Raw genomic sequence first — 23,325 nt, forward strand, 5'->3', positions numbered from 1 at the left:
CTACAAAATCTTCAAATAATGGTTCAACTTTTACTTTTGATAAGTCTAATTTCTTAGCTTTTGTATTGTCTTCACCATCTTTTGAACTATCAGAAGAATTATTTCCAACTGGCTTCATTGTTGGGAAAATCCCCTCTACTTTAGATAATTGTCTAAATCTCTATAAAAGTCTATTTTATGGTACTTTTCCATTTACGACAATTTGCTAACTCTCTATAAGTGCCTATAGATTTCTAGCAAATTGTCGTAAATTTGTCGTAAGCTGTCGTAAATTCTAAAATATAAATTTCATCGCTTTTTCAAATTCTCCCATCTGTTCTATCTTAAAATCTTCTGTTGCATCTACATATATATCCATTGTTGTACTAATATCAGAATGACCTAGAATAGACTGCATTGCTTTTGTATTTATATTTTGTTCATTAAGCCTTGTAGTAAAGGTGTGTCTGAAAATGTGATTGCTTAAATGTGGAACTAATAGAATATCATTAGAGTTCGATTTATTTTTATCCATTATACTTAAATTGCAATCTCTAACAATTCTTCTTAAAGCTTTATTAAGTGTTCCATTATTATGAACCTTTCCGAATCTATTTAAAAATACAAAGTCTTTAAATCCATCGATTGAATCACAACATTCGATTCCAAAAGTCTTTTGTAACTCTCTTTCCATAAGAAAAGCATCTTTTACTTTTTGAACCATAGGAATACTTCGCTTACCTGATGCTGTCTTCGGTGTATTAATAGCATATCTATTGTTTAATCCTTTACCTTTACTATAATATACCAAAGTCCTATTTACATTTATAAGACCATTATCAAAATCTAGATCGTCCCATTGCAATCCTGTAACTTCTCCAACTCTCATTCCTGTCCAAAGCATAACAATGAATATTGGATACCATTTTTTATATTCATCACTATTAGATAAATATTCTTCAAATAGCACTTGTTCTTCTATTGTCATGGCTTTTTTCTTCGGAGATTCATTTCGATAAGCTACTTTCAATTCCTTCAAAGCATTGTCAGACGGATTAAACCTTATATATTCGTCATCCACTGCCAATTCTAATACCTGATGTAAGACAGTATGAACACAATCTATGGTAGAAACCATCAATCCCTGATCTTCCTTTAATCTGTTATAAAAACTTCTAACATCAGATCTTTTAATATCAGATAGTTTAATGCGACCAAAAGTCGGTTCTACAAATTGTTGATACATATAGATGTAATTTTTAAAGGTATTATCCTTTAAACCTCTTTTAACCTTTGTCCATAGCTTAAAAGTATCATTTACAGACAAGCTACTTCCTTCGTTGTTGATTCCATCTATAGTATTGCGTAAAATATCTAATTCCTTTTCTCTTAATTCTTTTAGAGTTTTCGCATAGATAGATTTTCTACGACCTATTTTGTCTTGCCACTTAAATTCATAAGTGCCATTTGACCTTTGATATTCACCGTCTTTTAAAACAACCCCTTTACTATCTTTGCGTCTTTTTACCATAAAAATTCTCCTTTTTTGATAAAAGACACGCTATAATTATTATACCGCATTAAGCGTGTTTTATATATAGTTTAGATTAAATAGAGAACTGTCTATTTAAATATTCTTCCATTAACTTTTTCTTAATAAGACGCTTACTACCATTAAATAATACAAAATCGCAATCATCTTCATCCGTTAATTGTCTAACTTTATCTTGACCAATATTAAAATATTCAGATGCTTCTTTTAATGTTAGAAATGCTTTCTCAGAAACACGAACACCTTTTATATTTTCGTTAATCATAAATCCTCCAAATAATATATTTAAAATATTTATTTTAATATTTTTAAAGTTTTTTGACATTGACAAGTGCCTTGGATTAGCAACATAGGAATCTCACCTCCGCCTCTGTTCAGGATGAGCCGGCTTCAACCTTAGAAGTATCATTATCCTCATTTTCTTCGTAGCGAATAGGGTATCCCTCCCTATATTCAAACTCTTACTTATCGCTCACTTTCTTCTTCCCTTGCTTTTAGCATAGCAGTACTTGTTTTGCCGAATTTTTCAGCAGAAAGATCTTGACGGATAGGTTATTACGCTCCAAAAATGATTAATGTCTTGTCTTGGTCTATTCAATTGTTAAGGTTCAAATATTGTTTAAATTTCTTTTAAAATAGAAAGAGGACAAAACTCCCCTCACTTTATAAAGGAAAATTTGCCCTCTTTGGTAACCAGAAATTATATTTCTTCTATAAATTTCTTTAGTTTTTCTAAAATCTTATCTCGTCTTTTTATTAAAGCAGGATGTGATATATTTTGAGTCTTTGCTACTGCACGAAGTGTTTCATCATTGAAATATAATCTTTCAATTATTTCCCGTTCATCTTTATTTAACTTTGACATTGCATTTCTTAGTGCTTCAATCATCATTTGTGTAGCTACAACTTTTTCAACATCAACATTTTTATCTTCTAGATTATCTTCAAAATTCCCATCGTGATTTAGAGACGAAAAAAATAGCAAGTGGTTTTTCTTGTCCACCTGCTCTAAATATTTTTCGTGTTCTCTTTCTTGCCAGTAGACTTTGTATATCTGCTCGCTGACTTTAACCCTTTGTCCGTTGACATAAAGGTAATACTCTTTTGCCATAAAGTTTCCTCCATTTCTTTTTTGTCTATTTGTTTTTCAGACAAAAAAGGAGGACTCCTGCATCTTGGCATAAGAAGTCCTCTGAAATGAAAGAAATCCGTTCTTTCTTTTACTATATTTAATTGTTTAGACGAGAAAATGTAAAGACAGACAACTACAAGAATTATAGAAAAAAGGAGTATTTTTATTCCATTTCAATTCTACAAGGTAACTTATACACTTGTTCATCTCCCTTTCCCTCCGTTCATTATAGATAAATAGCATCCATACCTACAGCCTCTTTTGATTATTTTCGCTTTTATATCAAATGTCCTTGTATTTACGCTTTGTCTTTTCCCATTTTCCTAAGTCCATTAAGCATTAAAAACAGTCCCAACATAATCATACTAAAATCTACAATAGGTTCAGCCCACCAAACTGCACTTGCTCCAAAAAACTTTGGAAGCAATAATATAGCCGGAATAAACAAAATCAGTTGTCTAAGCATTACAATCATGCTTGCTTTTTTCCCATCTCCAATAGATTGAAAGAATGTAAGTGTCATTATCATAATTCCATACAAAATAAATGTGGAATAAAACATCTTGAAATTCATAACACCAGCTTCTATGATTTCACTTCTTACACTGAATAGTGATAGTAATTTTTCTGAATAAAACATCGATGGTATCCATGAAAGAGCTGCAAGAATAGTTGCTCCGTACATAAAAACCTTCATTGTATCTTTTACTCTTTTATATTGCTTTGCTCCGAAATTTGCCCCAATAACAGGCTGTAAACCTTGGCTCATTCCCCAAAGAGGAATAAAGGAGAACATATACAATCTCATTGTAGCAGCCATTAAAATTCCCCAATTATCTCCACCGTATGCGAAAGCTTGCTTAAACAAGAATGTTTGTTGTACTGCAAACAAAATTTGCATCATCATTGCAGAACTTCCTATGCTAAACATTTCACTGGAAATATCCTTACTCTTTTGGATTTTATGAATCCCCACAAAAGCACTTTTCTTTGAAAAATAGCGGAAGGTTAATATAGCTTGCACAATTTGAGAGATTACAGTTGCAATAGCTGCCCCTTCAATCGCATATTCTCCCATTAACTTCATGAAAATGGGATCTAAAATAATGTTTAATATTGCTCCTACCCCCATAATAATCATGGATTGCTTTAATGCACCTTCACCACGCATTGTCATATTTCCGGCTTGAGCAAAATTAACAAATATGGAGCCAAAAAAAACTACTCTTAAATATCTGACTCCAAGTTCTTTAATATTCCCCTTTGCTCCTACTAAATCCAAAAAATTAGGTGCAAATATCAAACCTAATATTGTGATAACTATAGAGAATAAAATTACCCAATAACAAAAATTTCCAAATATCTTGTCAGTTGTTTCTTTATCTCCCTTTCCAATCGCCCTTGATAATATTGATGCACTACCAACTCCAATAAGTGCTGATACTCCACCATTTATTATTGTTAAGGACATGGATATACTAATAGCAGACATTGCATAGTCTCCAATAATCCATCCAGCAAAAATTCCGTCCATAAATGGATATAGCCCTATAACTACCATTCCTATAATTCCCGGAATAGCTAACTGAAACAATAAATCTTTAGGACTTTTGGTTAAAAGTTGTGTTTTCATATCTTGTTTTCCCATATGACTTCCTCCAGTTGTTTTCAATATTTTTATAACTTATGACAACTGCCACTTTGCTGCCACTTGTCTTGCTTCAACAAATTTTTTGTAGATACCATCAACTTGAATAAGTTCTTCATGTGTACCTTGTTGCGTTATCTTTCCATTAGCCAAGACAAGAATTTGATTTGCATTTTTTATGGTTTTTAGTCTGTGTGCAATCATTATTACAGTTTTATCTCTTGTAAGTTCTTCCATAGCAATCTGTAGTTTATCCTCATTTTCAGGGTCTACATTTGCAGTAGCTTCGTCAAAAATAATAATCGGAGCATTTTTTATCATAGCCCTTGCTATAGATATTCTTTGTCTTTCTCCACCAGATAAACTTGCACCTCCCTCTCCTATAACTGTTTCATATTGTTCAGGAAGCTTCATAATAAATTCATGACAACACGCTTTCTTTGCAGCTTCTATAACTTCCTCATGAGTAGCATCTGGCTTGGCAAACTTTATATTGTTCTCAATAGTGTCTTGAAATAAATAAACATTTTGAAAAACCATACTAATTTGTCTCATTAATGACTCCAATGAATATTCTTTAATATTATGTTTACCTATGCTGATTTCTCCTTTCTCTACATCCCAAAATCTAGCTATCAAATTACAAAATGTAGTTTTTCCAGCTCCTGAAGGCCCAACTATAGCTGTCATTTGTTTTTGTGGTATCTTGACCGAAATATCATCAAGGATTTTTTTGCCTGAATATGAAAACTCTACATTATCAAAAGAAATATCGAAAGTAGTAGGCTTTATGTCTTTTCCATCAATATCCATCTTTGGAAATTCCTCTAACTTCTTTGTTTGTTCAATAGATCCACTAACAACTCTGAGAGAGGTTGTTGCACTTCCTGCCAATTTTATTTGAGAAAAAGCAAGAAAAGAAATTATAATCGTCATAACTGTATTTAAGAATGAAAGTTCTCCATTAATATAAAAGAAAATACCTGCACCTATTATCAAAATGCTAAACAAATCCAAAAGAATATTTTGCAAAATCGTATAAGGTGTAAACAGTTTTTCACAATCAAGATTTATTTTTCTACTATTTTCAATAGCATCTCTGACTTTTTCATCTCCTTTCCCTGTTAAATTGAAGGATTTTATAACAGCCATTCCACCTATTTGTTCTAAAATAGTGTCAACTAATTTTGCCGATGCCACTTGTCTTTTAGGAAGAACATTTCTTGACTTGTTTTCCATTTTTGAAAGAATTAATAAGTACAACAAGCATCCAATTGTAACAATAAGACCGATCCTCCATTCAAAAGCCAAAATCATTATTGTAAAAATTATTGTGTTAATAAAACCAGATAAGGTATTTACCATAACCATTGCCGCAGTATTTTCTACATCTTCCAAAACAGTTGTAGAAATTCCAACGATTTCACCAATATTATTTTCATTAAAGAATCCCATAGGTATTTTTTTGAGCATTTCACCTATTGCAACTCTTTTATTTGCCACCATAAAATAACTTGCATGGCATTGCTGTAACTGTGAATAATAATTTGCAACACTTCTGCCAACTATGCTTATAACAAGAAGTATCAAAGCAATCCATGCAGGTGTCATACTCATATCTTTTTCAACAATAGCTTTAACAATAATGTATATTGCACTGATTTGGAGCATGTGAAAAATTGCAAACAAGAAACTTACCCATATAGAATGGTATACATTTTTCTTCTCATCACCTGAGAAATCTAAAATTTTCTTTAAGGCACTTATCATTTTATTTCACCATCCTTTACTCCAATATGAGCATTCCACATCTTTTGGTATAACTCAGAATCTTCCATAAGTTCTTCATGCTTACCATGTGAAACAAGCTCTCCATTCTCAATTAAGAATATTTGTTCTGCATCTGTTATAGTTGATAACCTATGAGCAATAATAATCACCGTTTTATCTTTTATAAGCTTTGATAAAGCTTGCTTTATAATCACTTCATTTTCAGGATCTATATATGAAGTAGCTTCATCAAGTATTACAATAGGTGCATTTTTGAGCATTGCTCTCGCTATTGATATTCTTTGCCTTTCTCCACCAGAAACATGGCTCCCACTACTTCCGACAACCGTATCGTAACCATGTTCCATTTTCATAATAAAATCATGACAACCCGATTTCTTAGCAATGTCTTCTACTTCTTTATCACTGGCACTTGGATTGCCCATTCTTATATTCTCCCTAATACTTTCGTTGAACAAAAAATTATCCTGAGAAACAAAGGCGGTCAAACTATATAATTGCTTTAATGGAATTTCCTTAAGATTGTGTCCACCAATATTTATATTTCCTTCCATGCTATCCCAATATCCAGCTATTAATTTTGCTAAAGTTGACTTGCCACTTCCACTTGGCCCAACAAAAGCCACTGTTGTCCCTTCTTTTATGTTTAGGGATATTCCATGAAGAATTTCTTTTTCTTCTTCATATCCAAACTTTACATTTTGTAAATCAATATTATATTGCTGGATAGTCACTTCTCTATCAGAATGCTTTTGTTCTTTTCCTTCTAAAATTAAGTTAATAGAATTTGCAATAGTCCCTATCTTAGCAAGACCATCAACAAAATTGATTGTTTCAAGTAAAGGTCCTGCAATACCTAAAGATAGAATAATTACAGATATAAATACTTCTGCACTTAAACTGCCGCTAATGTAGAAATACCAACCAAATGGAAGCACTGTGATCATTGTAGTAGGAGATATGTTTTTAGATAAAGATACAGGTAACTGACAACTCTTCATCCATTCATAAAAGTATCTTGCATTTGCAATGACTTTATCTTTGTACTTTGCGTACGATCTCTTGTCTTGATTAAATGTTTTTATCACTTCTATTCCATTAACATACTCAATAATTGCAGAATTCATTTCTCGATTTACCTTTACAGATCCTTCATATTGAACAGCATAATTTTTCATTACGAGTCCCATAAAAAGCATCCCCACAGGAATGGATACTAATGATAAAAGAGCCATTCTCCAATCAAGAAATAATAAGTAAATAAATATACTCAAAGAACCTAAGAGATTCGATGTCATTTCAGGCAACAGGTGAGCGAGCGGTTTCTCCATACTTTCAACCTGATCCACTATAATCTGCTTAAAGTTTCCGCTTGGAACAGAGATTATTTCTCCTAAAGGCATCTTCGGAAGTTTATCAATCATTCTCAAGCGAATATCTTTCAATACACTAAAAGTCGCTTTATGAGATACAGATAACGCCGTAGAGTATAAAAATGATTTTAAGATGTAGGATAACAATCCTATTCCTAACCATAAGAAATAAATTTTAAAATTCTCATTTCCCTTTAACAATTCAACTAAAATACGACTTGCTGAAATATATGGAATAATCCCTGCAATAACACCGATACTCGCTATAAATACAGATGTTTTTAACTTTGAATGTTCCTTTTTTGCAAGCTCCCACAATATTACAGCAGGACTTTTTTCTTTCATAATTTAACACCTCCATAATTGTATCCATTTGCATTTTATTTTAGAAATTCATATATTGTACCATCACAGTTTTTTATAAACTCATAATCGTGTGTAATAATTATAATGAGTTTTCCTTCTCTCTCCATATCGTGTAGGAAATTAATTAATGTATTCATCTGTGGTTTACATAATCCACTTGTAGGCTCATCTAAGATAATAATAGGTTTATTACTAAGCCTTGCTATAGCAATCAACAATCTTTGCTTCTCTCCTCCCGATAAACTTTGAGGATGTTTTTCAATCTTTGATAATAATCCCATCTTTTCCAACATTTTTTCATTTAGGCTTGTATCTTCACTTACTGTTGATACTTCCGATAATACATTTTCTGTAAAAAGCTGAGAGCTTGGATCTTGCATTACCATAAAAATTTCTTTATTTTGTTTTGTAACTTTTTTTTGATTAACAAATACATCTCCGTGACCTTTTGTAGTACCGGTCAATAATTTAATGAAAGTACTTTTCCCTATTCCATTTTTTCCAATGATAAAATTTACTCCCTTATTAAAGGAAATACTAAAGTCAAAGATTTTATTCTTTTCATATTTTTTCTTAAAATTATGACATGATAAATCTCCATTGCTAAAATTATTTTTATCATCTAATAAATTCACTTTATAATATTTATTAATCTCTAAATCACTTTTCTCTATTTTATTAAATGTTCTAAGTCCATATCCTTCTGCAATAGCATTCAAATTATAATCATTTAAATCTTCTTTTTCGTATGAATTTAAAGACTCATTATCAATAATACAGAGCCTATCCATTATATCTTTTAAATAAAATAATCTATGTTCCACAACAATTATTATCTTATTTAATTCTTTTAATTTCACTAAGGCTTCTTTTAACCTTTCTATAGATTCATTATCTAATGATGAAGATGGTTCATCTAATAAAATAATATCATTTTCAGAAATTGCACAAGCTGCAAGTGCTATCATTTGCTTTTCTCCACCAGATAAATCAAATATATTTTTGTCTAATAAGTATTCTATATTTAAGAGTTTTGAGTATTTCTTTATTCTATTGATTATCTCTGACTTGTCAGTATTTCTATTTTCTAGCTGAAAGGCTAACTCCTCAGTGGAATTCATACAGTAAAATTGAGATTTTGGATTTTGAAATACATTTGAAATAATACATGATCTTTCAAATATATTTTTACTAAGTAAATCTAGGCTGTTATATTTTATTTCTCCATTAATATTAGCATCAAGGTATTCAGGTATTACTCCATTAATTGCTTTTAATAGTGTGCTTTTTCCACATCCAGAATGTCCTGTAATAACTGTAATTTCACCAGCTTTACATTCAAAATTTAGATTTTTTAAGATATTTTCATCATCAAAAGATAAATCAAGCTTTCTTATTTTAAGCATATTTTCTTCCTCTTATATAAAAAAATAAAACTAAAATAGAAACAAAAAAAATTAAATAGTCAGCAAATGTTAACTTTGCTTCTCTAATATTTGATCTATTTTGATTGACAGCAAGACCCTTAGTTAATGAAGCTACTGTCAATTCATCAGCAGAATTTGATAGGGTCATCAATAGTGGGATTATCCTATATTCAATTAATAAAATAGGATTCTTTAAAAATTTCCTAAAACTTATACCCCTCAAATAAATAGCTTGTTTTATTTGTCTATACTCAATTCTTGTTGCATAAAAATATCTAACCATAACCGCAACAGGAATGGCTATCTGATCAGGACACTTCACCTTTTTTAATGAACAAATTGCTTCTCCTACACTAGTTGTTAAAATTATATAATTTCCCATAACCATAGGTGCAAAAACTCTTTTTATTATAATTATAACTATGTGTATAAGTGATAATATTATAGAATCATTTAATTCCCTAATATTAATTTCTATAATATTCAATATTATAAAAAGTATGATTGATTTAATCCCGGATTTTATATGTCCAGATAAAAATAATAAAAAAGTAGGGAGCATACATATTAATACATAATATATAGGATTTAGGCTTTGAATATTTCCAATTGTCATAATAAAAGAAATAACCATCATTAAAAATAATTTTGCTCTAAAATCTATCCTTATCATATCTAATAACCCGCTCCCTAATTCTTACTTACCAATTTTTGAAAAATGTTTTTTCAAAAACACAATTCCTAAGCTACAACCTACAAAAGCACCAATAAATCCTAAAATAGCCATAACTATTAAAATCCAATCAGGCATAACTTTCATCATTGTGTCAATAAATTCTTGATTATAACCTTGATTTAAAAGCCCTTGTGCATACTCATTTCTTGAGATGATAATCGGAACATAGTTTCCTAAAGTGCAAAGACTTGAAAAAGAAAATGCTAATCTAGATTTTCCTTTACTGTCATAAGAGCCTGATTTTAATATTATTTCTCCAATAAATCCTGCAATTGCTCCTGTTAAAAGTGCCCATGGACCATGACCCATGATGACATAAGCTAAAGATATTAGCATTGTTTGAATAAAAAGCATTCCTGGCTTCTTAATTTTTGTTGAAAAAAGCATGTTACTAGGTCCAACTAAAATTCCCTGTACTAAGGGAACAATTGGCATCAAAACAGGAACCATAGCTGTAAATGAGCCTATTAGCATAAAAATAAACCCAAGTACTGCAAACAAACCAACATAATTAAATCTCTAACTTCTAATTTTTTATTCATTTCTGAAACCTCCTTAGTTATCTATTTTTTTCTAAATCTAAAATATAATTTAAAATTGTATCTTTTAGATATTTCCTATTCTCATCATATGAATCTCTTGCATTAAGAACTTGCGAGCTTAATATCATTCCATTTATATAATTTACTAAAAAACCATCTTCAAAAATCTTTGAATCAATTCCTAATTTATTAGATATTGAATCTAATTGATTTACTGTTTCTGTTTTCAAATCTTGAAACATCTTTTCTAAATCTTCATTATATTTTTTTGATTGTAATAAAAGAGAATAAACCTTAGTAATATCTGTATCTGGTAGACACTTATCCACTAAAATTTCACTCATCTGTTCATATTTATCTTGACCTATGTGAGCTTCTAAATAATTATCAATTAAATTATTTCTATACTGATTTCCATCAAGCATTAAATCTTTAAGCATTTCAGCTGTGCTTTTATAATGATGATAGACACCACCTGTGCTCATGCCAACTTCTTTAATCACATCTTCCATTGTTGTATTCTGAAATCCTTTATTCAAAAAACATCTCATTGCTGCATCTCGAATTTCTTTTTTTCTAATTTGACCAACTTTTGTTTCCTTATCTTTCAATAAAATACCTCCAATCATTCGATTATTTTCCGAGGATTCCCTCGGTTTTTATTATATCTTAATTGAAAAATATTTTCAATATCAATCAAATTATAAATTTTGCTCTACTCTACCGTATACTTCTTAATTAATTTATTTAAATGCGGTATAATTAATAAAACTGAATAAACGCTTAACGCTTATAACTTTAATAGCAAGCACAGTAAGTGTACGGACACTTACGAAAAAATTAATGGAGCAGACCTTTACGGAATGCTCCATTTTTTAATTTTTACCTTGTTAGGGAGAACCCTAAGACCCCGAAATATATTTTATAAAGGAGAATAAAATGGCAAATAGATTTAGAAATGAAAGAATAGAAATAAAATTAACTAAGGAAGAAAAGGAAATTTTTGAAAAGAAAATGAAACTTGCAAATTGCAAAACCATGTCCCACTTTCTTAGGAAATGTGTATTAGAAAAAGAAATTTATGTTGTAGATTTAGAACCATTTAGAAACTTACAATGGCTACTTTCAAATGCAACAAATAATATAAACCAGATTGCAAAAGCTACTAATACAAATGGTGTTATTTACAAAAATGAAATTGAATCTATGAATAAGCAGATAGAAAAATTATCAAGAGAAATATGGCAGATCCATTCCCTACTTCTTAATAAATCAAAAGAAAGTTCTGGTGATTAGTATGGCAATTACAAAAATACATCCTATAAAATCAACTCTAAATTTGGCAATAGATTATATAACCAAGAGTGAAAAAACTGATGAAAAAGTCTTGGTTTCTTCATTTAAATGTCATCCATCTACTGCCCATATTCAGTTTATAAAAACACGAGAAGACAATGATACTAAAGGTACAGTTTTGGCTAGACATTTAATCCAATCTTTTCTACCAGGAGAGGTTGATCCTATAAAAGCTCACGAAATTGGAATGGAATTATGTAAGAAAATTTTAAAAGAAGATTATGAATTTGTTCTTGCAACTCATATAGATAGAGGGCATATTCATAACCATATTATTTTTAATAATGTTAATTACAAGACTGGTAAATGCTACCAATCTAACAAAAAATCTTACCACAAAATTAGGTATCAAAGTGATGAATTATGTAAAGAAAATAAGCTTTCAGTCATTGATGAATATTATGAAGCTTACAAAAGAAAATATAAAACTGCTGGTAAGTCTTGGTACGAATATGACCAAAATAAGAAAGGAAATTCTTGGAAGTCTAAACTGCAATTTGATATAGATAGAATGATTAATAAGTCTAACTCGTGGGAAGAGTTTTTAGAAAATATGAAATCTCTTGATTATGAAATTAAGTTTGGTAAACACATTGCTTTTCGTCATAAAGATAAGCAAAGATTTACAAGAGCAAAGACTATCGGAGAGGATTATACTGAAGATAAAATTAAAGAAAGAATAGATTTAGCTATCAAAAATAAAGCTAATCCTATTAAAAAGCGTGTAGGAAATGTTATTGATATATCTACTAATAAAAAAGCTCAATCCTCTAAAGGCTATGAAGTTTGGGCAAGAAAACATAATATCAAAACAATGGCTGATTCAATAATTAAACTTCGAGAGCAGGGCATTAATTCAATTACCCAACTCGATGATCTAATCAAAAAATCTGCTGATGATAGACAAGACTTGTTATATAAAATAAAGAAAATTGAAGTTGAAATGAAGAGTTTATCTCAAGATATGGAAAATATAAATATTATAAATAAGTATCGTGAAATATATAAATACCACAAGAAAAATCCTGAAGATAAGCATTTTGCAGAAGAATATTATAGTGAACTTTCCGTCTATAAAATAGCAGCTAAAGAGATTTTAGAAAATTATAAAAAACTACCAAATACAAAAGAAATACTATCCAAACTCGATAAATTACAAGAAAAAAAGAACACCCTTATGCAAGAGTATTCTTTGAATAAAGAACAATTTTCTGACCTTGTTCAGTATAGGAAAAATTATGAAAATTATTATGGAAAGGAAGTGGAGAGATAAAAAGATATAATCGGATAAAAGACTGTGTAAAATTTTGTGTATAGAAACCTCCTCTTTAATTTAATTATAACATTAGCTATAAGTTATTTTCTATTACTTGATATATCACTTTAAATGAGCAAAAAAAATAAAGGCAGTCCGAAGACTGCCTTTATTTACCTCTCTTCACCTTTGCTATGATCTTTCTTTTTAGATTTAGTTTTATCGTCCGTCTTAAAGCTTTTTATTTGCCCTAATATGGACTTTTTATCTTTATCTTGACTCTTTACTTGTTCTTTTGCTTTTAAGAGCTTAGAAGACAAAATACGAACATTTTTATGTTCTTTCCCGTTGTTATCAATGCTTGTTTTTACTTGTCCAAATATTTTAACAAAATCTCCTTGTTTAAGATTTTCTAATTCTTTTGTCTTATCTCCATAAGCTGAACAATTCGTATAAACCTTATTTCCATCGTCATCTTTTGAAACAATTGAAAAATTACTTACTTTAAACTTTTCTCCATTTGCATTTTCTCTTTCAAGATTTTCTACTTTGCCTGCTATATTACCGACAAGATTAATAAGATCATCTTTTTCTTCAATATCACTGACATTTTCAACAATCTTACCTTGTTCTTTCATATCATCAATCATATAGTCAAAGTCATCACTTAGTAGACCTGTTGTGTCATTGTTCATACATAAAACATAGACTTCTTCAAGTGCCTTTTCATCATTAACACCTTTTTCTATGCTCACAAGTGCTTTTATAAAATCCTTGTAGTTATCATTCATCATTTCTTCTAAGTTTTCTCTAATATCTTTGTATTCCATAGTTTCCTCCTTGTACTAAATAAGGAGAGCCTTTCGCTCCCCTCTACCTTTCTTGTCCTTTTTCGTTTTTTTCTTGATTTTTATCTTTTTCTTCTTCTGATTTGAATTTTGATATTTGCCCCAATATTGATGGTTTCTCTTCCCTTGCGTGAAGATTATCCTCTACATCATAAGTTGATTCAAAATAATCACTATCTTTAAAATCATTGTCATACCTATCTGGTATTCCATCATTGTCAAGATCTTTTGCTAGTGGATCATAGAAGTTTCCATCATCATCTATTTCCAAGCCTAAAGCTTGTTTTAAATCTTCTTCATCTACTGATACCAGATCGTCAAAACTTGACATCTTTATGGCTTCGGTCATATCTTTAATAGCTTGTGAGTTAGATATATCTTCCTCTACAAAAGATTCTGTTCTAATAGCTACATTATCTACATACTGAGTCCATGTTTTTTCTTCCAAATTTACCTCATATTGAATCGAATGCTTACCATCAGGTGTTTCTGTATAGGCAAGTCCTATATGGCTTAAATCAGGGTATAGTTTGTCAAAGTCTTCATAACTATTAGATTCTGAAAACTCGTAGTTAGAATAATCAACTATCGCCCTCTTTAAATCTTCTAATAGTGGCGATTGGTTTTCTAATTCTTCTACTTCTCCCATATCTAAAAGTTTATTAATTTCAGCTAGTCTTAGAGTCTTATCCCTTAACTCATCTGCTTTTTCAAATGGTTTGGTTAATTCTACCTTGGCATTTTCTAAAGATTCTTTATAGTTTTCAAGGTTTTGATTTAACCTCTCAAGTCTTGAAGGCATTTTTTCAATTGCATTATCAAGTCTTGTTATATTACCATCAGTAGAGTTTGAAAACTCTCCAAAATATTCTGCTTTTCCTAGGAGTTTAAAGGTGTGAGTATTAGTCATAAAGTTATATGAAACTTGTAAGTCTAAATTTCTATATTTACCAATGATCTTGCTATCATTTATTTTTACCTTTTTTATTTCTTCTAATAGCTTCTCACCAGCTTCTTTCTTATCTAAAATTTTATTTTCTCCAAGACTGATTAAAGTGAATTTGTTATCTCCTTCTCCTAATTTTTCAACACTTGCAATATCCTCTTTAACTGCTTTTATTTCCATTTCAGTTTTTAAAATACTTTGAGGATAAATTTTATTTACCTTATCTTCAAGCTTGTATTTATTAGACTTGTAGTTTGCTTCCAGCATTTTTAGCTTTGTAACTTCGTTATCTAAATCCATCTTTTCTTTAATTAGAGGATTACCCGTAGCTAAAGCCTTAATTTCTGAATAAGATAGGCTTGCTTCATCAACATCTTCTGCAACTCTTACTGGAGTTTTTGAAGTCATAATTTGAGAAATGAATTTTTGCTTATTTTCTATTGTCTGGTCGAGTAGGTCGGGGATATTACTATCCCTTTCCCCTCTAAGAACCGTGCATGAGAGTTTCCCCTCACACGGCTCAAGTTTTTATAAGCCCTAATTAAAGAGCCAGCGTGTTTTCTTCATCATTTATATGCAATTTTCTATGACACCAAGGGTGTACTAAAGTTTTAAGGGTAATGTTATTTTGAATTGTTTGATGTACTCTAAAGTCTGTATCAATAGTTATTTTCTCTCCACAAACAGGGCATATTCCATTTTGCGTTTTATACAGTCTATTTATAACTGTACGTCCTTTAAGTTCGTTTCGTATTTTTAACTCTTCTCTTTCTTCAAAGTATATTTGCCAATTTTCATCAAATGGATTTGCTTCAGCTTGTATCTTGGTAAATCTTTTAATATCAGTGTCTGTAGCATATTTAAGACGGAGATAGTATTTCTCGCCATTTTCCATTCTGTCGCCAGTTGCTACACTGAAAGTCCAGGTTCTATTTCCAATGGTATGGAAGTATTTCTTAGCTATCCATTTTCTACCTTTCTTTGGGTGTCTACGAACGCACCAGGTCCACAAGCTTTTATATATTTCATAATCAAGTTTTTCAAAGGCTTTAGATGAAACATTATATTTCTGATAGTTTACCCAACCTATAATGATTGGATTTAATTTTCTAATCAAAATTTCTTGTTTCATTGACGGATTATATTTTATGATTCGTCTAATTTTATCGACAATAGCCTTGAAGTTCTTATCAGATGGTTTTGTAAGCAACTTATCTTTATACATCCTAATATTAACTCCAAGAAAATCAAAACCGTCATTTATGTGTGTTATGAGTGTCTTTTCCTCTGATAATTCTAAACCTCTTTCAGCCAAGAATTTTACAATGATTGGCTTTACACCATTTTCGAGCAATTCTGCACTTTCCCCTGTAACGATGAAATCATCTGCATATCTAACAAAGTTAACCTTTGGGAAATATGTTTTCTTATTTACTGTTCTTCTATGGTATTTCTCTTTGATTGCTTTTTCTAAACCATCTAATACCATATTGGAAATAATAGGTGATATTGGCGAGCCTTGGGGGCTTCCTGTTTCTGTTGGAAATAGTTTTTGTTTTTCTATATATCCACACTCAAGCCAGAGTTTTAATAATTTCTTGTTCATTAGGATATTATTTAATATCCATTCATGACTTATATTATCAAAACAACCTTTTATATCTCCCTCAAGTACCCATTTTGCAGATTTCTTTTTATTGAGTGATGTAAAACACTGCTCGATAGCATCTTGTGTACATCTTTTTGCCCTAAATCCATAAGAATTAGGGTCAGCAGTAGTTTCTGCTATGGGTTCAAGTGCAAATTTATATAGGGTTTGCATTGCTCTATCTGTCATTGTAGGAATGCTGAGAGGTCTTTTCTTCCCATTTTTCTTTGGTATATACACTCTTTTAAGAGGCTTAGGTTTATATCCTCTTAAATTTAACTTTTCTATCGCCTTATACTTTGCCTGTGATGTTAGCCATAATTCACCATCAACACCACTTGTTTTCTTGCCTTGATTTTCAGTTACCCTCTTAATAGCCAAGGCTTTTGCATAAAATGAAGTTGTGAGTAAATGTTGTAAAGATTTTACCTTTCCATATTTACTCATTTTCCACGCTTTCACAATACGCATTTGTAGTTTTTTAACATAGCTTTCTGCTAGAGAAAAGTCTATACTTTCCCAGTTTTTAGCTCTGTTAGTAGTAGCACACATTTTACTGTTCATTTGCTTTCTCCTTTCAAAAATTCTACAAGTTCTCTTGTGATTAAAAACCAAATGGAAGTCTGCACTCTTTCGAGTTAGGGCAAATTTCGAACCCCTATCCATCTCATTACAAGATGGCATTCGCTTTTTCCATTTTCCTTTACCTGCACCATTATCAGCATTTCTTACGATTTGCCTTGCCTTTTGGCAATAGTACAGGCTTACCATGTTTCACTTAATTAACATTGATAACTTAGGCTCTACCTCTCTGCCGGTAGTCTTTTTGTCCGCGTAATCCCACTATGGAAAGGATTATCCGACTACACACCATTTTGGTTCAGGCTTATCAGCAACTTTAGCCTGTTCGCCTTAACGACATTTATCAGTAGTTCACATATGTTAGCCATATTATCAAGCCTCGCTCCCTAACCACCTTGTTGCTGGCAGTTTCGGTATTCCCTCACGGTTTTACCTCAAGTAGGGTTACTTTAATATCGGCTTACCACACCTAAGTGCAGTCGATATTCGGCTCAACTATCGGAATAGTTGGTTTGGTCATCATGCCAAACGGTTAAATTAAGCGACTTCATGTCGCACCCATAAATACGCATCGAAGGTGTTCTCTGTTACATATCTAAATATATTTACCTTATCATTTTCATTACCTTGGCGAACAATTCTACCACTTCTTTGCTCTAGGTCTGGTGAGTAGTCCGAAGTGGTCAATTTAATTTACCTATAAACTTGTAGTGAATTTCAACCTTTTGGCTAATTTGACCGTCTATTTCTTCCTTGTCATAGACATATATCTTATCTATTATTTGATTTAAAATATATCTGTTTAGCGATTTTATCTTAGCATACTTGCTAATATTATCCATGAATTTCTTGTAGTTATCTTCAGTTTCAAAAGATACTTCTATATCGCCCTCTAAGACTTTGATTTCCTCGATTAACTTGTCTTGTTTTTTAGATATACTCACATTCATTAGATTAAAGTTTCTTTCGGTTATATTTCCCTCTAACCTATCTTCATATAACTGTTCATAGCTTCTATCTAATTCTGCTAATTGGTTCTTTTTAAGCTCCAGCTTGTTAGATAGTTCTTTTCCCTCGTCAATTTTTTCTACTTCAATCTTTTCTATTATCTTTTCGACAAAGTCCTCTTTAGCAGATAGTGCCATACTTCCATGATATTGTATATCTTCAAGAACAATATTATATAGATCCCTAGCTTCAATTCTGTGTGATGAACAAGCATTTACTCCATATTTTTTATATGTGGAGCAAGAAAAGTGAACAAAGTCTATGAGTTCTTTCTTTTTAAGCCTATAATCAGTTTTTGGTGTCAATGCATAACCACATTTAGGACATCTTACAAGTCCTTGAAAAATGTTGTCATAATAGAGTCCCTTTTTATTGTTACACTTCCTCTTATCGACCATTGTTTGAACTTGTTCCCATACTTCCTCGCTGACTATTCCCTCGTGGGTATTTCTAGCATAAATATAGTCACTTTTAGGAATATACATTCTTTTTGAGTTCTTAAATGATAAGGTAGGTCTTTTATTTCTTGCCATATTTCCACAGTAAACTGGATCTCGTAAAACATTTAACACCATTCTATGTGACCATTGATATTTATTTTCTTCTGTTAGACCATAAAGCTTTTCAGCATTTTCAACAAAAGCACTTGGTCTTGGAATTTTTCTCTTCATCAACTCCTGGCTAATAAGTTGAGTACCCTTACCCTCTAAACATAATTTATAAATGAGTTCTATTATAGGTTTAGTTTTCTCATCTATGATTAATCTGCGTTTATTATTAGGGTCTTTTAGATAACCAAATGGAGCTTTAGAGCCTATATATGTTCCCTCTCTCATTCTACTTTGAATTGCACTTTTAACTTTTTTGGAAGTATCCTTTGCGTACATCTCATTGAGAATGTTTTTAAATGGCATAATATCATTTTGATTGCTATTTAATGTGTCTATACCATCTGTTATTGCAATATATCTTATGTTCTTTTGTGGAAAGTACATTTCGATATATGCTCCACTTTGAAGATAGTTTCTTCCTAACCTTGATAAGTCTTTTGTTATAACACAATTTATTTTTCCGTTTTCAATATCAGTAATCATCTTCTTAAATGATGGTCTTTCAAAGTTTGTCCCCGAATAACCATCATCTACATAATAATCATAAATGGCTATACTGTTACTTTCTGCAAATTGTTTTAACATTACTTTTTGTGACCATATACTCATACTCTCAACTGAGTTTCCATCGTCTTTTGATAGTCTACAATAAAGTCCTGCTACATATTTTTTAGTCCTGCCCAATTTCAATCTCCTTTCCCTAAACAGGACTATCTCAATAATTTAATTATACTAAAATACTCCCGTTTAGTCAATCAATACTTACGCTTGCGTTTGTTTATTTTCTCTGTCTTTTTCTAAATTTCTTTCGACAACATGTTCGATAATATCTTCAAATACTTCTTCAATCGGCTTTTTCCCTACATATACTCGCTTTATTTCATAGTTGATTTTTCTACTTCGTTTTTTCTTTTTTAATTCCATGTAATTCCTCCATTTTGTTGCAATAAAAAAAGGCGATTAGATTTTTAATTTTCTAATCGCCTTTTAAGTGTCATATTTACATTTTTATTATCTCTGGCATACTTTGATACCTTTTTAGACTTAAAGTCTTTAATAGTGGCTTTCCACCTCTTTTTATCTATAAAGATTCTCCTACATCATAGTTCATTTTTTTATTTAAGCCTTTCTGTCTTAGTTTATCTTTATCTTCTTCATACCATTTTAAGATTGTCGCATAGTGGTTTTGATAGGTCTTGCCACTACTTTTCATGTATCTTGATAGTTTATTTATCATTATTTCTGTGTGTGAGTTTAATTTTTCTTTAAGGTTTTTATATTCTTCTTTGCTTAACCTTACATTTTTAAATTCTCCATAAAAAATGGGGGTGGACTTTTTATCTTTTTCTATCTCTCCCTCTCTATCTTTATCTATCTCTATATCTTTCTCTATCTCTATCTCTCCGTTGCACTTTTGTTGCTTATGTGTTGCATTTGTGTTGCATTGCAACATTTTTAATTCTCTAGACTTTCTTGAACGCCTTGTAGAAGCTGTTTCTGATCCTATTAGGCTTGGTATTTCAGTTAAATAGTATTCATCATTTTCTGTTACAACTTCTAATAAGCCTTGATTGATTAAATAATTAACTGTGACCATTACATCATCGTCTGTTTCATCTATGGTTAGTGCTAACTCTTTTATAAAATCACTTTCTACTCCGTCATAATAGAGTTTGCCCTCATCTTTTAAGCTTAGTAGTAGAAGTTTTAAGTAGATTATCGTGTAGGTATCTCCTCCCGATATTTTCCTTAATCTTTTTATCCTTTTGTCTGTGAAAAATTCTTCTTTCAATTTTATCCAATAATATCTTTTGTTTGTTGCCATATCTACTCCTTTCTTGATTTTCGATAATCGAAATTCTGGACTTCTGCTTTTCGGAAGTCTTGTTATTATGGTTGTTTAAGGGTGTAACTTTTTGTTACTCCCTTAGATTTCTATGGTCATATCTTTTTTGCTTGGTTTTACTTTTTCTTTTACTTTTCTTTTGACTTTCTCTTTTGTCTTATCCTTGTTATTGGATAGGTTTTTGTATTTTTTTATTTGTTTTAGGATACTTTCTTTTTCTTTTTTATTTTCTTTGGCTATGACTTGTTTAAAGGCATATTCCATTACTTTTATGTCTTTGGCTTGGAAGAATATTTCATAGTTTTGGTTTTCTTTGTTTTTCATTACTGAGAAACTTACTCCAAGTTTCTTTAGTTCTTTTTTTAAGTCTTTGAGGTCGCTTTGATCTATGCTTATATTTTCTAGTTGTCCTTTCTTGTATAGGTCTTTTATTTTTGTTTCTCGTCCCATAAGACTTTTTAGGTTTCCATTTGCTTTTTCTAAAGTATCATTCATCTTTTTTCTTATTTCTTTGTCTAAGTTGATTGATTCTTTTGCTGCCTTTATTGTGTATGTTATTATGGTTTGTGCTGCTTGACCTGCTTCTTTGCTTATTTCTTCGTTTATCATGTTTTCTCTCCTTTGTTTGAATTAAAAAAAGGGAAGTATAGGCTTTAATTTTTCTATACTTCCCTTTGATTGTTTTTATTTTATTGTTGTTGGTGGTGGAATGCTTTATTTTGATGTTTTTATATCTTTCTTAGGTCTTTGTACCTTTTATTGTTTTTCTGCTCTTATTTTGCTTTTCCACCTTTAGTAGTTTGTGTGTGTCCTTTTGTCTGATAGATAGTTTTTCATGTTGGAATATATAATCTGTATTTCTTCATTGTTCATCGCTTTTATTTCTTCTGTGCTTTTATATGTTTTGTATGTTCCGTCTTGATCTGCTTTTATGAGTTCATCTATTAGCTCTTGTCTTTTATTCATCTCTATTACCTCCTAAATCTGACTTTATTTTCTTGGTCATATTATAGCTTGGATAAGATATTTTTACCAGGTCTTATCTTTCTTGATCCATTTTCTTGTTTTTCATCATTTCTCTGTATTCATTATCTTTAATAACTTGGTCTTGGAATTTTTTAATCTGTGCTATTACACTTGGTTTTTCACCTTGTTTTATTAACTTATCTATTTCTATGGATAAGTCTATCCCTAATTCTTTGTTTACAAAATCTACTGAATATTTTATATGATTAATTTCCTGGTATTCATCTTTTATCTTGTCTTTTTCTTTATTTATTTCTTCAAGATTTGCCATTAAAAGACTTTTTTCTTCATTCCATTTTTTAAGACTTAGTTTTTCCTTATCTGATAGGAGTTTTTTTAATTTCTCGCTTACTACTTTATATTGGTCTATGTCTTTCTTATGTTTGTTATAGAATGTGTCTTTTGTGAATATGTTTTTCTTTTGATATTCTTCATAAACTCCTTTTTTGGCTTTGTAGATTTCATAGTATAGAATTTTCTTTTCTACATCTTCTATTTCTTTATGGATTGTCTTTGCTTTTTTATTTAGACTATAACTATTAGACTTTAAACTTTCTATTTTTGTTTGTAACTGACCTATGGTTTCTATGTCATTTTTTCTTAAATAACTATATGCACTTGTTAGCTTTTTGAAGTCATATTTTTCTTTATTAGTTTTTGCATATCCTTTTAGATATTTACTTTTTTCTTTTTGAATTTCTGAATAAGTTAATAGATAATTTGTTAGATTGAAAAGTTTAGGGTTGTCTATTACCTTATCTCTTTCTATATTCTTAAATTTTTCATAAGCAGTAGATAGGTTATCTAATAAATTTCCTATCCAACCCTTTAATATTTTTATCTCTTCTTTTATTGTTTTTACAAGTTCATTATATTTTCTTATTTCTCTATTATAGTTTCCCTTATCAGTTTCTATTCCCTTTCTTTCCATTGCACTTGCTGCTGATCCTAAATGGATTGTCGGTAGATAATCTGAATTTTGTCTTTTAAAACTCCTATGGTCTACTCTTTTTTCTATCTTGTTTTTTGCTAGATATTCATTGCAAAGGTCTGAAAAATTTTCTCTCCATTTTTCTACATTGCCTTTATCGTTCCAGGTTGTTAGTTCTACTTTTCTTGTTTTAGGTTTTCCATTTTTGTTTAAAATCTTTTCCCCTTTTTCATCTAGGATATATTCTTTTTTTGACTTAGCTAAGAACTCTCCTTTTTCATTTATGGGTCGCATTATGGTCATTATATGACAATGGATATTTCCATTTTTGTCTTGACTCTCATCATGGATTGCATAATCTACTATCATTCCTTGTGATATTAAATTTTCTTTTATAAATCTTTCAACTAGGTTTTTATTTTCACTTAAAGTTAATTCTTTTGGTAGTCCTATTATGAATTGTCTTGCTAGTTGTGCATTAGAATTTTTTTCTGCCATTTCTACTTTATTCCATAAGGTCGACCTATCATTAAATTCTTTTGGTATATGATCAGGCAATATTATATTTTTTACTAATACTTTTTCTTTTCTTGTATAGTCATGGGTTACTCCGTCCCATTCATTTTTTATTTTTTCTCCACTTATATATGCTGCACTTGCTACTGCACTTTTGCCTTTTCCTCTTGATATTATGTTTACTGAAAAATGAAAACTGTCTGCCA

General features: G+C 30.5%; 20 protein-coding genes and 1 pseudogene. 2 read left to right on the forward strand and 19 right to left on the reverse strand.

All coding sequences use genetic code 11. The features are described from left to right. Positions 1-274: 274 nt before the first annotated feature. The 10 genes and pseudogenes from ACU68Y_RS08665 to ACU68Y_RS08710 form a co-directional block, all read right to left on the reverse strand. On the reverse strand, positions 275-1,510 hold the full coding sequence (locus ACU68Y_RS08665; RefSeq protein ID WP_019132791.1) for a tyrosine-type recombinase/integrase: 1,236 nt from the start codon (positions 1,508-1,510) through the stop codon (positions 275-277). A gap of 76 nt (positions 1,511-1,586) precedes the next feature. Beyond that, entirely contained in the window at positions 1,587-1,796 is a 210-nt protein-coding gene (locus tag ACU68Y_RS08670) for an excisionase (protein WP_006700838.1), read from the reverse strand. A 435-nt stretch (positions 1,797-2,231) separates the two neighbouring features. Beyond that, positions 2,232-2,642 carry a sigma-70 family RNA polymerase sigma factor gene (locus ACU68Y_RS08675; protein ID WP_446755894.1) on the reverse strand — a complete coding sequence of 137 codons (411 nt, stop codon included), beginning with the start codon at positions 2,640-2,642 and terminating at the stop codon, positions 2,232-2,234. Between the two features lie 319 nt (positions 2,643-2,961). Then, positions 2,962-4,311 carry an MATE family efflux transporter gene (locus ACU68Y_RS08680; protein ID WP_071027536.1) on the reverse strand — a complete coding sequence of 450 codons (1,350 nt, stop codon included), beginning with the start codon at positions 4,309-4,311 and terminating at the stop codon, positions 2,962-2,964. 36 nt (positions 4,312-4,347) lie between these two features. Next, positions 4,348-6,081, reverse strand: coding sequence for an ABC transporter ATP-binding protein (locus ACU68Y_RS08685; protein WP_412368033.1), 1,734 nt, complete (start codon positions 6,079-6,081; stop codon positions 4,348-4,350). Beyond that, the gene (locus tag ACU68Y_RS08690; RefSeq protein WP_446755893.1) at positions 6,078-7,820 is read right to left on the reverse strand and encodes an ABC transporter ATP-binding protein; all 1,743 of its coding nucleotides are present in this window, start codon (positions 7,818-7,820) and stop codon (positions 6,078-6,080) included. Before ACU68Y_RS08690 ends, ACU68Y_RS08685 begins: the two co-directional genes overlap by 4 nt. A gap of 35 nt (positions 7,821-7,855) precedes the next feature. After that, on the reverse strand, positions 7,856-9,247 hold the full coding sequence (locus ACU68Y_RS08695) for an ATP-binding cassette domain-containing protein (RefSeq protein ID WP_446755892.1): 1,392 nt from the start codon (positions 9,245-9,247) through the stop codon (positions 7,856-7,858). Further along, positions 9,240-9,941: an energy-coupling factor transporter transmembrane component T gene (locus ACU68Y_RS08700; RefSeq protein ID WP_002836640.1), complete on the reverse strand. Its 702-nt coding sequence runs from the start codon at positions 9,939-9,941 to the stop codon at positions 9,240-9,242. Before ACU68Y_RS08700 ends, ACU68Y_RS08695 begins: the two co-directional genes overlap by 8 nt. 24 nt (positions 9,942-9,965) lie before the next feature. Continuing rightward, positions 9,966-10,546, reverse strand: a pseudogene (locus ACU68Y_RS08705) (MptD family putative ECF transporter S component). A gap of 17 nt (positions 10,547-10,563) precedes the next feature. Beyond that, positions 10,564-11,175 carry a TetR/AcrR family transcriptional regulator gene (locus tag ACU68Y_RS08710; RefSeq protein ID WP_002836644.1) on the reverse strand — a complete coding sequence of 204 codons (612 nt, stop codon included), beginning with the start codon at positions 11,173-11,175 and terminating at the stop codon, positions 10,564-10,566. A 310-nt stretch (positions 11,176-11,485) separates the two neighbouring features. Between ACU68Y_RS08710 and ACU68Y_RS08715 the strand changes: the two genes are divergently transcribed. Both ACU68Y_RS08715 and ACU68Y_RS08720 read left to right on the forward strand, forming a co-directional pair. Next, positions 11,486-11,842 carry a plasmid mobilization protein gene (locus tag ACU68Y_RS08715; protein WP_446755891.1) on the forward strand — a complete coding sequence of 119 codons (357 nt, stop codon included), beginning with the start codon at positions 11,486-11,488 and terminating at the stop codon, positions 11,840-11,842. 1 nt (position 11,843) lies between these two features. Then, positions 11,844-13,175 (forward strand): relaxase/mobilization nuclease domain-containing protein, encoded by a 1,332-nt coding sequence (locus tag ACU68Y_RS08720; protein ID WP_446755890.1) that lies wholly within the window; start codon positions 11,844-11,846, stop codon positions 13,173-13,175. 155 nt (positions 13,176-13,330) lie between these two features. On the opposite strand, the gene ACU68Y_RS08725 is transcribed toward ACU68Y_RS08720, so the two are convergent. The 9 genes from ACU68Y_RS08725 to mobQ form a co-directional block, all read right to left on the reverse strand. Beyond that, the gene (locus ACU68Y_RS08725; protein WP_446755889.1) at positions 13,331-13,987 is read right to left on the reverse strand and encodes a DNA-binding protein; all 657 of its coding nucleotides are present in this window, start codon (positions 13,985-13,987) and stop codon (positions 13,331-13,333) included. Between the two features lie 43 nt (positions 13,988-14,030). Further along, entirely contained in the window at positions 14,031-15,359 is a 1,329-nt protein-coding gene (locus ACU68Y_RS08730) for a helicase (protein WP_446755888.1), read from the reverse strand. Between the two features lie 133 nt (positions 15,360-15,492). Then, entirely contained in the window at positions 15,493-17,163 is a 1,671-nt protein-coding gene (gene ltrA, locus ACU68Y_RS08735) for a group II intron reverse transcriptase/maturase (protein WP_048943007.1), read from the reverse strand. A gap of 701 nt (positions 17,164-17,864) precedes the next feature. Continuing rightward, entirely contained in the window at positions 17,865-19,484 is a 1,620-nt protein-coding gene (locus tag ACU68Y_RS08740) for a recombinase family protein (protein ID WP_111827357.1), read from the reverse strand. A gap of 78 nt (positions 19,485-19,562) precedes the next feature. Then, positions 19,563-19,724 (reverse strand): hypothetical protein, encoded by a 162-nt coding sequence (locus ACU68Y_RS08745; protein WP_021766409.1) that lies wholly within the window; start codon positions 19,722-19,724, stop codon positions 19,563-19,565. Positions 19,725-19,881: 157 nt separating this feature from the next. After that, the gene (locus ACU68Y_RS08750; RefSeq protein WP_446755887.1) at positions 19,882-20,625 is read right to left on the reverse strand and encodes a phage replisome organizer N-terminal domain-containing protein; all 744 of its coding nucleotides are present in this window, start codon (positions 20,623-20,625) and stop codon (positions 19,882-19,884) included. 102 nt (positions 20,626-20,727) lie between these two features. After that, positions 20,728-21,255: a DUF3801 domain-containing protein gene (locus ACU68Y_RS08755; RefSeq protein WP_446755886.1), complete on the reverse strand. Its 528-nt coding sequence runs from the start codon at positions 21,253-21,255 to the stop codon at positions 20,728-20,730. Positions 21,256-21,438: 183 nt separating this feature from the next. Continuing rightward, the gene (locus ACU68Y_RS08760) at positions 21,439-21,612 is read right to left on the reverse strand and encodes a hypothetical protein (RefSeq protein WP_002841910.1); all 174 of its coding nucleotides are present in this window, start codon (positions 21,610-21,612) and stop codon (positions 21,439-21,441) included. 73 nt (positions 21,613-21,685) lie between these two features. Next, positions 21,686-23,325: MobQ family relaxase (gene mobQ, locus ACU68Y_RS08765; protein ID WP_446755885.1), on the reverse strand; the 1,640-nt coding region annotated here is incomplete at its 5' end.

This window comes from Finegoldia sp. P1-F-LS (genome assembly GCF_052932205.1).

What these genes read in the sequence shown, in the direction of transcription:
- ACU68Y_RS08670 (WP_006700838.1), bottom strand. Translation starts at nt 1,796, where the DNA reads ATGATTAACGAAAATATAAAAGGTGTTCGTGTTTCTGAGAAAGCATTT.
- ACU68Y_RS08730 (WP_446755888.1), bottom strand. Translation starts at nt 15,359, where the DNA reads ATGACTTCAAAAACTCCAGTAAGAGTTGCAGAAGATGTTGATGAAGCA.
- ACU68Y_RS08685 (WP_412368033.1), bottom strand. Translation starts at nt 6,081, where the DNA reads ATGATAAGTGCCTTAAAGAAAATTTTAGATTTCTCAGGTGATGAGAAG.
- ACU68Y_RS08700 (WP_002836640.1), bottom strand. Translation starts at nt 9,941, where the DNA reads ATGATAAGGATAGATTTTAGAGCAAAATTATTTTTAATGATGGTTATT.
- ACU68Y_RS08745 (WP_021766409.1), bottom strand. Translation starts at nt 19,724, where the DNA reads ATGGAATTAAAAAAGAAAAAACGAAGTAGAAAAATCAACTATGAAATA.
- ACU68Y_RS08760 (WP_002841910.1), bottom strand. Translation starts at nt 21,612, where the DNA reads ATGAATAAAAGACAAGAGCTAATAGATGAACTCATAAAAGCAGATCAA.
- ACU68Y_RS08665 (WP_019132791.1), bottom strand. Translation starts at nt 1,510, where the DNA reads ATGGTAAAAAGACGCAAAGATAGTAAAGGGGTTGTTTTAAAAGACGGT.
- ACU68Y_RS08695 (WP_446755892.1), bottom strand. Translation starts at nt 9,247, where the DNA reads ATGCTTAAAATAAGAAAGCTTGATTTATCTTTTGATGATGAAAATATC.
- ACU68Y_RS08750 (WP_446755887.1), bottom strand. Translation starts at nt 20,625, where the DNA reads ATGGCAACAAACAAAAGATATTATTGGATAAAATTGAAAGAAGAATTT.
- ACU68Y_RS08755 (WP_446755886.1), bottom strand. Translation starts at nt 21,255, where the DNA reads ATGATAAACGAAGAAATAAGCAAAGAAGCAGGTCAAGCAGCACAAACC.
- ACU68Y_RS08690 (WP_446755893.1), bottom strand. Translation starts at nt 7,820, where the DNA reads ATGAAAGAAAAAAGTCCTGCTGTAATATTGTGGGAGCTTGCAAAAAAG.
- ACU68Y_RS08675 (WP_446755894.1), bottom strand. Translation starts at nt 2,642, where the DNA reads ATGGCAAAAGAGTATTACCTTTATGTCAACGGACAAAGGGTTAAAGTC.
- ACU68Y_RS08725 (WP_446755889.1), bottom strand. Translation starts at nt 13,987, where the DNA reads ATGGAATACAAAGATATTAGAGAAAACTTAGAAGAAATGATGAATGAT.
- ACU68Y_RS08720 (WP_446755890.1), top strand. Translation starts at nt 11,844, where the DNA reads ATGGCAATTACAAAAATACATCCTATAAAATCAACTCTAAATTTGGCA.
- ACU68Y_RS08715 (WP_446755891.1), top strand. Translation starts at nt 11,486, where the DNA reads ATGGCAAATAGATTTAGAAATGAAAGAATAGAAATAAAATTAACTAAG.
- ACU68Y_RS08710 (WP_002836644.1), bottom strand. Translation starts at nt 11,175, where the DNA reads ATGATTGGAGGTATTTTATTGAAAGATAAGGAAACAAAAGTTGGTCAA.
- ACU68Y_RS08680 (WP_071027536.1), bottom strand. Translation starts at nt 4,311, where the DNA reads ATGGGAAAACAAGATATGAAAACACAACTTTTAACCAAAAGTCCTAAA.
- ltrA (WP_048943007.1), bottom strand. Translation starts at nt 17,163, where the DNA reads ATGAACAGTAAAATGTGTGCTACTACTAACAGAGCTAAAAACTGGGAA.